The organism is Stenotrophomonas sp. B1-1, assembly GCF_010894375.1.
Classification (GTDB): domain Bacteria; phylum Pseudomonadota; class Gammaproteobacteria; order Xanthomonadales; family Xanthomonadaceae; genus Stenotrophomonas.
The window spans coordinates 229,503-242,767 of record NZ_JAAIUZ010000001.1; the positions used below are offsets into that span (position 1 = coordinate 229,503).

At 69.6% G+C, this 13,265-nt stretch carries 5 protein-coding genes; all 5 read left to right on the forward strand.

Annotated features, from left to right (window positions below; translation table 11 throughout):
* The first annotated feature begins 108 nt into the window (after nucleotides 1–108).
* The gene (locus tag G4G00_RS01030; RefSeq protein ID WP_164270788.1) at nucleotides 109–7,602 is read left to right on the forward strand and encodes an ESPR-type extended signal peptide-containing protein; all 7,494 of its coding nucleotides are present in this window, start codon (nucleotides 109–111) and stop codon (nucleotides 7,600–7,602) included.
* 187 nt (nucleotides 7,603–7,789) lie between these two features.
* Nucleotides 7,790–9,652, forward strand: a complete 1,863-nt coding sequence (locus G4G00_RS01035) for a S8 family peptidase (protein WP_164270834.1) — start codon at nucleotides 7,790–7,792, stop codon at nucleotides 9,650–9,652.
* A gap of 150 nt (nucleotides 9,653–9,802) precedes the next feature.
* Complete coding sequence (gene gspE, locus G4G00_RS01040) at nucleotides 9,803–11,524, forward strand: type II secretion system ATPase GspE (protein ID WP_108752131.1); 1,722 nt, start codon at nucleotides 9,803–9,805, stop codon at nucleotides 11,522–11,524.
* 24 nt (nucleotides 11,525–11,548) lie between these two features.
* A complete protein-coding gene (locus G4G00_RS01045) occupies nucleotides 11,549–12,769 on the forward strand; it encodes a type II secretion system F family protein (RefSeq protein ID WP_164270790.1) in 1,221 nt (406 codons plus the stop codon).
* A gap of 49 nt (nucleotides 12,770–12,818) precedes the next feature.
* A complete protein-coding gene (gene gspG / locus G4G00_RS01050) occupies nucleotides 12,819–13,262 on the forward strand; it encodes a type II secretion system major pseudopilin GspG (protein ID WP_108748472.1) in 444 nt (147 codons plus the stop codon).
* The last annotated feature ends 3 nt before the right edge of the window (nucleotides 13,263–13,265 follow it).

Below are 13,265 nucleotides of genomic sequence, written 5' to 3' on the forward strand. Positions count from 1 at the left end.
AACACCGTCGTAAATCACGCGAATAGACGCCCCCAGGGGACGTTGGGCCGGATGGCCCAGCGATGGCGTTGCTTTGCCTAAAAACCAGTCCACTCAGGAGCCGTATCGATGAATCGGATTTATCGCAAGGTCTGGAACAAAGCATTGGGTCAGTTGGTCGTTGCCTCGGAACTGGCAACCTCGGACCAGGCCGGTACGGTTGTCGACAAGCGGCAGAAGCAGGGCGGCAGCGCGCCGACGGTGCTTGCCGCAGGCCTGCTGATGGCCCTGGGCTGGACAAGCCTGGCGCAGGCGCAGTCGGTGGAAGTGGGCGGCAACGCCAATTGCGTAACGATCAGCAGCAGCGTGATCGACCAGTGCGTGGTCGATGGCAGCGCCAACGCCAGTGGCCGCAACGCGGTTGCGGTCGGCACCGGCAGCACCGCCAGCGCGGCCAACAGCGTGGCGCTGGGCGCCGGCTCGACGGCCAACCGCGCCAACACGGTGTCGGTCGGCGCCAGCGGCAACGAACGGCAGATCACCAACGTGGCCGCGGGCACGGCGGCCACCGATGCAGTGAACCGCGCGCAGCTGGATGCGCAGGCACAGGCACAGGCGCAGGCCACCCAGGCCGCACTGGCCGCGGCCGCCGCCGAAGGCAGCCGCTACTTCAAGGCCGACGGTGCCGGCGATGACAGCGACGCGGCGCAGATCGACGGCGAGGGCGCATTGGCCGCCGGCGCCGATGCCACGGCCAGCGGCGACGACACCACCGCGTTGGGCAGCGCCGCGCAGGCCAGCGCCGACAGCGCAACGGCCGTCGGTGCGCAGGCCCAGGCCAGCGGCAGCGGCAGCACCAGCGTTGGTGCCGGCAGCGTCGCCAGTGGTACCGCATCGGCCAGCTTCGGCGTCGGCGCCGAAGCCACCGGCGGCTACAGCACCGCGCTTGGCGGCCTGTCCCACGCATCTGCATTCAACGCCACGGCGGTCGGCAATGCCGCCAACGCCACTGGCTCCAGCAGCGTCGCGGTCGGCGGTGATGCACAGGCCAGCGGTGCCAACAGCACCGCCACCGGCCAGGCGAGCATTGCCAGCGGCACCAACAGCGTGGCCGTCGGTGGCGCCCTGTTCGGCCTGCTCGCAACCGAAGCATCGGGCGATTACTCCACCGCCGTCGGTGGCGGCGCGTGGGCGCCGGGTACCAACAGCACGGCACTGGGCAATGCCGCCGAAGCGCAGGGCGACAACAGCGTCGCCCTGGGTGCTGACTCCATCGCCAACCGTGACAACACCGTGTCGGTGGGTGGCGCAGGCAACACGCGCCAGATCACCAACGTGGCCGCCGGCACCGAAGGCACCGATGCGGTGAACAAGGACCAGCTGGATGCAGTGGCCGCCGCCGCCGAAGCAACCAGCAAGTATTTCCAGGCCAGCGGCAGTGACGACAGCGACGCGGGCGCACTGGCCGAGGGCGACAGCGCACTGGCCGCCGGTGAAGCGGCCAATGCCATCGGCGATGGCACCACCGCGCTGGGCGGCGGCGCACTGGCCATTGCGGCCAACGCGACGGCCGTGGGCTACAACAGCTCGGCCACCGGTGAAAATGCCGCCGCCGTGGGAAGCAACGCGCAGGCTAGCGGCAGCGACAGTGCCGCCCTGGGCAGCGGCGCGGTCGCCAGCGAAGTGAGCAGCACCGCGACCGGTACCGGCGCGCAGGCCACCGGCGTGTACAGCACCGCCAACGGTGCCGAAGCCATCGCCAGCGGCGCGCAGTCGCTGTCCAGCGGCTTCCGCGCGTCGGCCTCGGCCGATGGCACCACCGCCGTCGGCGGTTACAGCGAAGCCAGCGGTCGCCTCGGTTCGGCGTTGGGCTACGGCACCGTGGCCAGCGGCGCCAACAGCACCGCTGCGGGCGTCTTCGCCACCGCCACGGGCGCCGGTTCGGTGGCCGTGGGTGAGGCCAGTGAAGCCAGCGGCGATGAGAGCGTGGCCATCGGCGGCAGCACCTATTTCGGCCTGATTCCGGCACGCGCCAGCGGCTACGGTGCGGCGGCCTACGGTGCCGGCGCGTGGGCCACCGAAGACTATGCAACGGCCATCGGCTGGAACGCCTGGGCCGATGGTGCGCAGTCCACCGCACTGGGCGCCAGCGCCACCGCCAATGGCAGCAACAGCGTGGCCATTGGTGCGGCCTCGCAGGCCGACCGTGACAACACCGTTGCCGTCGGCGCCGACGGCAACGAACGCCAGATCACCCACGTGGCCGACGGTACCGAAGCCACCGATGCGGTGAACAAGGGCCAGCTGGATGCAGTGGCCAGCGTGGCCGAAAACACCAGCACCTACTTCAAGGCCACCGGCAGCGATGACAGCAGCGCCGGTGCATTCGCCGATGGCAGCAATGCCACCGCCGCCGGTGAGGCCGCCAATGCCCTGGGCAATGGCACCACCGCACTCGGCAGCGGCGCCACCGCGGTCAACAGCAACGCCACCGCGGTGGGCTTCAACGCGCTGGCCAGCGGCCAGAACAGCGCCGCCTTCGGCAACAACGCGCAGGCCGTGGGCCCGGGCAGCGTGGCCGTCGGTGGTGCCGCGGTGGATGAGCAGGGCAACCCGCTGATCACCAACGGCGGCGTGCCGGTCGATACCGGTGCAACCAGCGCCGGCGTGGGCGGCACCGCCGTCGGTGCCAGCGCCGAAGCCGGTGGCTTCGCCTCCAGCGCCTACGGCGTGGGCGCGTATGCCGGCGGTGCGCAGTCGGCGGCGTTCGGCGCCGTGTCCAACGCCATTGGCGATTACTCCACCGCGCTGGGCACCAGCAGCGTGGCCACCGGCACCAGCAGCGTGGCCATCGGTGGCCCGGCTGACCTGATTCCCGGCCTGGGCTTCTTCGTGCAGACCCAGGCCAGCGGCGAAGCCGCCACGGCGGTCGGCGCCGGTGCCATTGCCAGCGGCGACTACGCCACGGCCAACGGCACGCTCACCGAAGCGTCGGGTGCCGAGGCGACGGCCGTGGGCTACTTCGCCTACGCACCGGGTGAACAGTCCAGCGCGCTGGGCGCACAGACCTGGGCCAGTGGCGCGCAGAGCACGGCGGTCGGCTTCTACGCCACCGCGCGCGGCGCCAACAGCGTGGCCCTCGGCGCGAACTCCGAAGCGGTACGCGACAACAGCGTGGCCGTGGGCAGCAGCGGCAACGAACGGCAGATCACCAGCGTGGCCGCCGGTACCGAAGCCACCGATGCGGTGAACAAGGCGCAGCTCGATGCCGTGGCCGACACCGCCGATACCACCGCGCACTTCTTCCAGGCGCAGGCCGAAGAGGGCACCGATGCCGGTGCCTACGCCGAGGGCGCAGGTGCGGTCGCGGCCGGTTCGGCCAGCAATGCCATCGGTGCCGGTGCGCTGGCGCAGGGTGCCGGTGCCGGCGCGTTGGGCGCCGATGCCGTGGCATTGGGCCGCAACACCTTCGCCGACGGCGATGGCGCGGTGGCCGTGGGTGGCCTGGGCCAGGCCTACGACGAGTACAACCAGCCGCTGCTGGACGACGAAGGCAACCCGGTGCAGGTGGGTACCACTGCGTCGGCCGGTTCCACGGCAGTGGGCAACGCGGCGCAGGCCACCGGGCTGACCAGCAATGCCTTCGGCAGCGGCGCGCAGGCCACCGGCGACAACAGCTTCGCGGCGGGCAGCAAGTCGCGCGCCACCGGCAGCTATGCCGTCGCCATCGGTGACAGCGCGTTTGCCAAGGCCGATGACAGCACCGCCGTGGGCGGTTACAGCACCGCCAGCGAAGCGGGCGCCACCGCATTCGGTTCCGGCGCCTGGGCGACCGGCAGCAACGCATCTGCGTTCGGCCCGGCCGCATGGGCCAGTGCCAATGGCGCCACCGCCATCGGCTACAACAGCTGGGCCAACGGCACCAGTTCCACTGCGGTCGGCCGCGGTGCCTTCAGCTACGGCGCCAACAGCGTGGCACTGGGCTTCCAGGCACTGGGCAACAGCATCAACAGCATCGCCATCGGCACCAACACGGTGGCCGGCGGCGAAAGCGCCATCGCCCTGGGCGCCGGTAGCACGGCCAGCGGCAGCAATGCGGTCGCGCTGGGCGCAGGCTCGGTCGCCGACCGCGACGGCAGCGTATCGGTGGGCAGTGCCGGCAACGAACGCCAGGTCACCAACGTGGCCGCCGGTACCCAGGCCACCGATGCGGTGAACAAGTCGCAGCTCGACGCCGTTGCCGCCACCGCTGAATCCACCAGCAAGTACTTCCAGGCCAGCGGCAGCGACGACAGCGATGCCGGCGCCTATGTGGAAGGGGACAACGCGCTGGCGGCCGGTGAAGCGGCCAATGCCATTGGTGACGGTGCCAGCGCGCTGGGCGCCGGTGCCAACGCCATCGGCAGCAATGCGCAGGCCATCGGCTTCAACGCCCTGGCCACGGCTGCCAACGCCAGCGCGGTCGGTGCCAATGCACAGGCCACCGGCGAGTACGCCACTGCGCACGGTGCCGAAAGTGAAGCCAGCGGCGAACAGAGTGCCGCCTTCGGTGCGGCCGCCGTGGCCAGTGGCGCCGGCAGTACCGCCAGCGGCGTGCTGTCCGAAGCCAGCGGCGAAGAAGCGGTGGCCGTGGGCTACTTCAGCACCGCCAGCGGCGAGGCATCCACCGCGGTGGGCAGCGAAAGCGTGGCCAGCGGCATCGCCTCGGCGGCATTCGGCATCGGTGCCGAAGCCACCGGCGGTTACAGCACCGCCATCGGCGGCTATTCCAGCGCATCGGCGTTCAACGCCACCGCACTGGGCAACTTCGCCAACGCCTCCGGTTCCAACAGCGTCGCCCTGGGCGGCGATGCCGAGGCCTCGGGCGCCTACAGCACCGCTACCGGCCAGGGCAGCCTGGCCACCGGCACCAATGCGGTGGCCGTCGGTGGCTCGTTGTTCGGCCTGCTGGCCACCGAAGCATCGGGTGACTACTCCACCGCCGTCGGTGGCGGCGCCTGGGCACCGGGTACCAACAGCACCGCGCTGGGCAACGCAGCCGAATCGCAGGGCGCCAACAGCGTCGCCCTGGGTGCCGACTCCATTGCCGACCGTGACAACACGGTGTCGGTGGGCGGTGCGGGCAATACGCGCCAGATCACCAACGTGGCCGCCGGTACCGAGGGCACCGATGCGGTGAACAAGGACCAGCTGGATGCAGTGGCCGCCGCCGCCGAAGCCACCAGCAAGTACTTCCAGGCCAGCGGCAGCGACGACAGCGATGCCGGCGCCTACGTGGAAGGCGAGAACGCGCTGGCCGCCGGTGAAGCAGCCAACGCGATCGGCGATGGCAGCACTGCGCTGGGCAGTGGCGCCACGGCGGTTGCGGCCAACGCCACCGCGGTCGGCTTCAACAGCCTGGCCACCGGCGGCAATGCGGCCGCGGTCGGCACCAACGCACAGGCCAGCGGCGAAGACAGTGCCGCCCTGGGCAGTGGCGCGGTCGCCAGTGCAGTGAGCAGCACCGCTACCGGTGCCGGCGCACAGGCCACCGGCGTGTACAGCACCGCCAACGGTGCCGAAGCCATCGCCAGCGGCGCGCAGTCGCTGTCCAGCGGCTTCCGCGCTTCGGCCTCGGCCGATGGCACCACTGCCGTGGGTGGTTACAGCGAAGCCAGCGGCCGCCTCGGTTCGGCACTGGGCTACGGCACCTTGGCCAGTGGCGCCAACAGCACCGCGGCTGGCGTGTTCGCCACCGCCAGTGGCGCCGGTTCGGTGGCCGTGGGTAATGCCAGCGAGGCTACCGGCGATGAAAGCGTGGCCATCGGTGGCAGCACCTACTTCGGCCTGATCCCGGCCCGTGCCAGCGGTACCGGCTCGGCCGCGTTCGGCGCCGGTGCCTGGGCCACCGACGACTACGCCACCGCCATCGGCTGGAACGCCTGGGCCGATGCGACCGACGCCACCGCACTGGGTGCCAACGCCAGCGCCAGTGCGGCCAACAGCGTCGCGCTGGGCAGCGGTTCGCAGGCCACCCGCGCCAACACGGTGTCGGTCGGCACGGCCACCGCGCAGCGGCAGATCACCAACGTCGCCGCCGGTACCGAAGCCAGCGATGCGGTGAACAAGGGCCAGCTGGATGCGGTTGCCGCCACCGCCGATGCGGTCGGCCAGCGCTTCCAGGCCAGCGGCACCGGCACGGCAACGGCGTCGGGTACCGACGCGGTGGCCATCGGCGCCAACGCCACGGCCAGCGGCAGCCGCAGCAATGCGGTCGGCAGCGGCGCCACCGCCATCGGCAATGCCGCTCTGGCCCTGGGTGCCAACAGTGGCGTCACCGGCAACAACTCGGTGGCCCTGGGTGCCGGTTCGCGCGCCGTGGAAGCCAACGTGGTGTCGGTCGGTGGTGGCAATGGCACCGCCGGTCCGGCCACCCGCCGCATCGTCAACGTGGCCGATGGCCGCATTGCCGCCGGCAGCACCGATGCGGTCACCGGTTCGCAGTTGAACGTGACCAACCAGCGCGTGGGTGCGGTGGAAACCCGCGTGGGTGATTTCGACTCGCGTATCGCCACCATGGAAACCAGCACCGCCAATGCCGTCGGCTACGACGATGCCAGCCGCGATCGCCTGACCCTGTCCGGCATGGATGGCACCACGATCGACAACGTGGGCGCCGGCAGCATCGCCGCCGGCAGCCGCCAGGCGGTCACCGGTGGCCAGCTGTTCCAGTCGCTCAGCGATGCCGCCAGCTTCCTCGGCGGTGGCGCCAGCGTCGGCCTGCAGGGCGTGTTCGTGGCACCGAACTACGTGATCCAGGGCAGCACCTACAGCAACGTGGGCGACGCACTGGGCGCGCTGGACCGCAAGGTGACCGAGCTGGACCAGCGCACCGCCGGTGGTTCCAGCCGCGCCAGCACCGCCACGGCCAGCCTGCGCAGCGCCAGCACCACCGCGCAGGCGTCGGTGGCCGAACTGTCCACCGCGGCCGAGTCGGATCCGGTGGCATCGCGCACCGACATCCCGGCCAAGCCCAGCGTGGGTGGCACCAGCGCCGCACAACCGGCTGCCGCCGTCGGTGCGGTCAGCGTGGGTGAGGGCGCAGTCGCCAGTGCGGCCTCGTCCACCGCCATCGGCCAGGGCGCGACGGCCTCGGCCGCCAACGCGGTGGCCCTGGGCCAGGGTTCGATTGCCGATCGTGCCAACACCGTGTCGGTGGGCAGCGAGGGCAACGAACGCCAGGTCACCAACGTGGCCGCCGGTACGGCCGCCACCGATGCCGTGAACAAGAGCCAGCTGGATCGCGGCATCACCACCGCCAACAGCTACACCGACAGCCGCGTGCAGGCCGTCGCCGACAGCTTCGATGTGTTCAAGGGCGAAGTTGATGGACGCCTGCGCCACATGGATCGCCGCATCGACCGCCAGGGTGCGATGAGCGCGGCCATGCTGAACATGGCCACCAGTGCCGCCGGCATCCGCACCCAGAACCGGGTCGGCGTCGGCATCGGTTTCCAGGGCGGTGAATCGGCGATGTCGCTGGGCTACCAGCGTGCGATCAGCGATCGCGCCACGGTCACCCTGGGCGGTGCGTTCAGCAGTGATGACGCCTCGGTCGGCGTCGGTGCCGGCTTCGGCTGGTAAGCGGGAAGCGCGTGCCGGTGGCCACGTGCCACCGGCACGTCATGCAGTGAAGGCCTGAGGGGGCGAGGCACGGCAACCCTGGTGGGCCAGCCAGGGCAGTCGCAGGGAATGATGGCCGTAGTGAGCTCCGCCCGTGCACTGGGTGGAGAAGGAAAGCTCAACCATGACCTTGAAGAGGATTTCGAACGTGACCAAGAAGCAGAACCTTCGCATCAACGTACTGGCTGCCGCCGTGCTGTCGCTGACGGTCGGCGTCGGTGCCGCCCATGCGATCAATCCGGGCACGCCCAGCGCACCGGCCCGTGTGGCCAGCGCCGACCAGCAGGCCGTGGACGGCATCATCGTCAAGTACCGCACCGGTACCGCCGCCGCCAGTGACCGTTCGAGCAAGCTCACCGTCGTTCAGTCGGCGCTGTCGCGCGCGATTGTCAGCAGCGGCACCAGCAGCCGCGCGTTGTCGCTGTCGCCGCAGGTCGAGCGCAAGCTGGGCACCGGCAGCGATCTGATCCGCCTGAAGTCGCGCCTGGCCGGCGCGGAAATGAAGAAGGTGCTGGCCGAACTGAACGCCGATCCGTCGGTGCAGTACGCCGTGGCCAACGTGCGCCTGCAGCGTTCGGACCTGCGCGCCAGCAATGCGCAGCCGGCACTGGTGCCCAACGATCCGAACTACGCCCAGTACCAGTGGAACTTCTACAACGCCACCAGCGGCGTGAACGCACCGGCGGCGTGGGATGTCTCGCAGGGCGAAGGCGTGGTGGTGGCCGTGCTCGACACCGGCATCCTGCCGGGCGTGCCGGACTTCGGCGACAACCTGCTGCCGGGCTACGACTTCATCAGCGACAAGGAATCCTCGCGCCGCCCGACCGACGGTCGCGCCCCGGGCGCCACCGACTACGGTGACTGGGTGGAAACGGCCAACGAGTGCTACAACGGCTCGCAGCCGGAAGGCAGCTCCTGGCACGGTACCCACGTGGCCGGCACCATCGCCGAAGTGACCAACAACGGCAGCGCGCTGGCAGGCCTGGCCTACAAGGCCAAGGTGCTGCCGGTGCGCGTGCTCGGCAAGTGCGGCGGCACCCTGGCCGACATCAGCGACGCCATCACCTGGGCCTCCGGTGGCACCGTGGCCGGCATTCCGGCCAACACCACGCCGGCTGAAATCATCAACATGAGCCTGGGCGGCGGCGGCGCGTGCGACGCGGCCTACCAGGACGCAATCAACGGCGCCGTCTCGCGCGGTACCCTGGTGGTGGTGGCCGCCGGCAATGACACCGACAACGCCGCCAACTACCGTCCGTCCAGCTGCGCCAACGTGGTCTCGGTCGGCGCCACCCGCGTCACCGGCGGCATCACCTACTACTCCAACTACGGCGCGGTGGTCGATCTGGCCGCACCGGGTGGCGGCGGCAGCGTGGACGGCAACCCGAACGGCTACATCTGGCAGGTCGGCTCCAGCTCCGACACCACGCCCGATGCCGGTGAGTGGGTGCTGATGGGCAAGGGCGGTACCTCGATGTCCTCGCCGCACGTGGCTGCCGTGGCCGCGCTGGTGCAGAGCGCACTGGCTGCCAATGGCAAGGATCCGCTCAGCCCCGCTGCGCTGGAAACGCTGCTGAAGCAGTCGGCGCGTCGCTTCCCGGTCACCATTCCGGCCGCCACCCCGATCGGCACCGGCATCGTCGATGCCAAGGCCGCACTGGATGCCGCGCTGAAGGAACCGTGCACCGAGAACTGCGAGCCGGAAGGCATCCCGCTGACCAACAAGGTGGCCATCAGTGGCGTGGCCGGCGCTGCCGGCAGCGAAACCGTCTACACCTTCCAGGCTGAAGCCGGCAAGCAGCTGAGCGTGCTGACCTATGGCGGCACCGGCAACGTGTCGGTCTACCTGGCGCAGGGCCGCGTGCCCACCGCCACCGACAACGATGCCAAGTCGACGCGCCCGGGCAACACCGAAACCGTGCGCGTGGCCAAGCCGGTCGCCGGCACCTACTACGTGAAGGTGGTGGGCGAGGCGGCATTCGGCGGCGTGACCATCCTGGCCACCCAGTAACGGCCCAGCGGTTGCAGATGTTGTCGTAAGTGAATTGGCGGCGCCCGTTACCGGAAGGTGACGGGCGTCGTCTTTTGTGGTCCTGCGCGTGCAGGACGGCGGAAACCCCGGCCAAACTGCTAAAGTCAGGGCGATCGACAGGAGAGTCATGTGAACGCGCTCGCTGCTACCGCCCACGACGACGCCGAAGGCCGCATCCTGGATGCCCTGCTGTCGCGTGGCCGGTTGAAGGATGCTGACCTGGCGCGCGCGCGGCCGCTGCATGCCGAAGCCGGCGGCAGCCTGCTGGCGCTGCTGGTGCGGCTGGGCCTGGTCTCCGAACGTGACCAAGCGCAGGCCAGCGCCGACGTGCTCGGCCTGCCGCTGCTGGAAGGCAAGCAGTTGCCCGAGGCCCCGCCGCAGTCGCTGGCCGAAGGGTTGCCGTTGTCGCAGCGGTTCCTGAAGCAGTTCCATGTCTGCCCGTTGGCGCTGGACGAGCACGGGGTACGCCTGTGGCTGGCCGATGCGCACGATCCCTACCCGCAGCAGGCCGTGCAGCTGGCGTTGGGCGTACCGGTCACCCCGGTGCTGGGCATGCGCGCGGAAATCGACGATCTGGTTGAACGCTGGTTCGGCCAGGGCCGCAGCGCGATGGGCGCCATCGTGGAAACCGCCGATGGTGAAGGCGGCGCGGTGGACGACATCGAACACCTGCGCGACCTGGCCTCCGAAGCACCGGTCATCCGCCTGGTCAACCTGGTCATCCAGCGGGCGGTGGAACTGCGCGCCTCCGATATCCACGTTGAACCGTTCGAAAGCCGGCTGAAGGTGCGTTACCGCGTGGACGGCGTGCTGGTGGAAGGCGAAAGCCCGCCAGCCAATCTGACCGCAGCGGTGATCAGCCGCATCAAGATCATGGCGCGCTTGAACATCGCCGAGCGCCGCCTGCCGCAGGATGGCCGCATCATGCTGCGCGTGCAGGGCAAAGAACTGGACCTGCGTGTCAGCACCGTGCCCACCGCGCATGGCGAAAGCGTGGTCATGCGCCTGCTCGACCGCGAAACCGTGGTGTTCGACTTCCACCGGCTGGGCTTCACCGATGCCTTCCTGCCGCAGTTCCGCAAGGTGCTGGAACAGCCGCACGGCATCCTGCTGGTCACCGGCCCCACCGGCTCGGGCAAGACCACCACGCTGTACACCGCGCTCAGCCAGCTCAACACCGCCGACGTCAAGATCATCACCGTCGAAGACCCGGTCGAATACCAGATCGAAGGCATCAACCAGATCCAGGCCAAGCCGCAGATCGGCCTGGATTTCGCCAACGCGCTGCGCAGCATCGTGCGCCAGGATCCGGACATCATCATGATCGGCGAAATGCGCGATCTGGAAACCGCGCGCATCGCGATCCAGTCGGCGCTGACCGGTCACCTGGTGCTGTCCACCCTGCATACCAACAACGCCGCCGGTGGCATCACCCGCCTGCTCGACATGGGCGTGGAAGACTATCTGCTGACGTCCACCATCAACGGCATCCTGGCCCAGCGTCTGGTGCGCCGCCTGGAGCCCACCCACGCCGAGCGCTACGAGGCCTCGCCGGAGGAAATCGAACGCTTCGAACTGCGCCGCCTGCAGCCACAGGGCACCATCCATCTGTTCCGCCCGAAGCCGTCGGCGCTGGCGCCTACCGGTTACCTGGGCCGCACCACCATCATGGAATTCCTGGTGATGAACGATGCGCTGCGTCGCGCGGTCATGCGCCGCGATGGCATGGGCGAAATCGAACGCATCGCCCGCGAGGCCGGCATGCGCACCATGTACGAAGATGGCCTGGCCAAGGCGTTGAGCGGGCAGACCACCATCGAAGAAGTGCTGCGCGTGACCGAGGAGGGTTGATGCGCGCCGGAGCCTGCTGCTGACATGCCGAACTACCGCTACAAGGCGCTGAACCCGCATGGCGAAGTCTTCGATGGCCAGATGGAAGCGGCCAGCGAAGCCGAGCTGATCGCGCGCCTGCAGGACCAGGGGCACCTGCCCATGGAAACCCGGCTGGCCGATGGCGGTGCCGTGGGCAGCAGCAGCCTGCGTGGCCTGTTCCGGCCGCGGCCGCTGCAGGGCGCGGCGTTGCTGCAGTTCACCCAGCAGCTGGCCACCTTGCTGGCCGCTGGGCAGCCGCTGGATCGCGCGCTGTCGATCCTGCTGGGCCTGCCCGAAGACGAGCGTTCGCGCCGGGCGATCACCGACATCCGCGACGTGGTGCGTGGCGGCGCGCCGCTGTCCACCGCGCTGGAACGGCAGCACGGTCTGTTCTCGCGCCTGTACGTGAACATGGTGCGTGCCGGCGAAGCCGGTGGCAGCCTGCACGACACGCTGCAGCGCCTGGCCGATTACCTGGAACGCAGCCGCGCGCTGCAGGGCAAGGTGGTCAACGCCCTGGTCTACCCGGCCATCCTGCTAGTGGTGGTGGGCGGTGCGCTGCTGTTTCTGCTGGGCTACGTGGTGCCGCAGTTCGCGCAGATGTACGAAAGCCTGGACGTGGCGTTGCCATGGTTCACCAACATCGTGCTGCAGATCGGCCTGTTCGTGCGCGACTGGTGGATCCTGCTGCTGGTGGTGCCGGCGGTGCTGGTGCTGCTGCTGGAACGCAAACTGCGCCAGCCCGCGTTCCGCCTGGCACTGGATGGCTGGCTGCTGCAGCGCCGTGGCATCGGCCGCCTGCTGGGCGAACTGGAAACCGCACGCCTGGCACGTACCCTGGGCACCCTGCTGCGCAACGGCGTGCCGCTGCTGGGGGCGCTGGGCATCGCCCGCAACGTGCTGGGCAACCGCGCGCTGGCCACCGATGTGGACAGCGCCGCAGACGAAGTGAAGAACGGTGCCGGCCTGTCGCTGGCACTGTCGCGCGGCAAGCGCTTCCCGCGCCTGGCCCTGCAGATGATCCAGGTGGGCGAAGAATCCGGCGCGCTGGACACCATGCTGCTGAAGGCGGCCGACACCTTCGAACAGGACAGTGCCCGCCGCATCGATCGCCTGCTGGCGGCCATGGTGCCGGCCATCACCCTGGTGCTGGCCTCGGTGGTCGGCGCGGTGATCGTGGCCGTGCTGGTGCCGCTGTACGACCTGACCAATGCCATCGGTTGATGATGGCCCTTCCTACACTCCCGCTGTTCCGCACCTGAAAGGACCGACCATGATTGCTTCCCGTCGACCGATCCGCCTTTCCTTCACCGCCGCTCGCCACCAGTCGGGCATGAGCCTGCTGGAAATCATCATCGTCATCGTGCTGATCGGCGCGGTGCTGACCCTGGTCGCCAGCCGCGTGCTGGGCGGCGCCGACCGCGGCAAGGCCAACATCGCCAAGGCGCAGGTGCAGACCGTGGCGTCCAAGATCGACAACTACCAGCTCGATACGGGCAAGCTGCCGGGCACGCTGGAAGACCTGATCAACGCCCCGGCCGGCACCGGTGGCTGGCTGGGCCCGTACGCCAAGGCGGCCGATCTGAACGACCCGTGGGGGCATGCGCTGGAATACCGCGCACCGGGTGAAGGCCAGCCCTACGATCTGATCAGCCTGGGCAAGGATGGCAAGCAGGGCGGCAGCAGCGTCGATGCCGATATCCGCTACGAGCCGTAAGCC

Bases quoted from the DNA above. Each gene is read 5' to 3' on its own strand.
- gspG (WP_108748472.1), top strand. From the start codon at position 12,819: ATGATTGCTTCCCGTCGACCGATCCGCCTTTCCTTCACCGCCGCTCGC.
- G4G00_RS01045 (WP_164270790.1), top strand. From the start codon at position 11,549: ATGCCGAACTACCGCTACAAGGCGCTGAACCCGCATGGCGAAGTCTTC.
- G4G00_RS01030 (WP_164270788.1), top strand. From the start codon at position 109: ATGAATCGGATTTATCGCAAGGTCTGGAACAAAGCATTGGGTCAGTTG.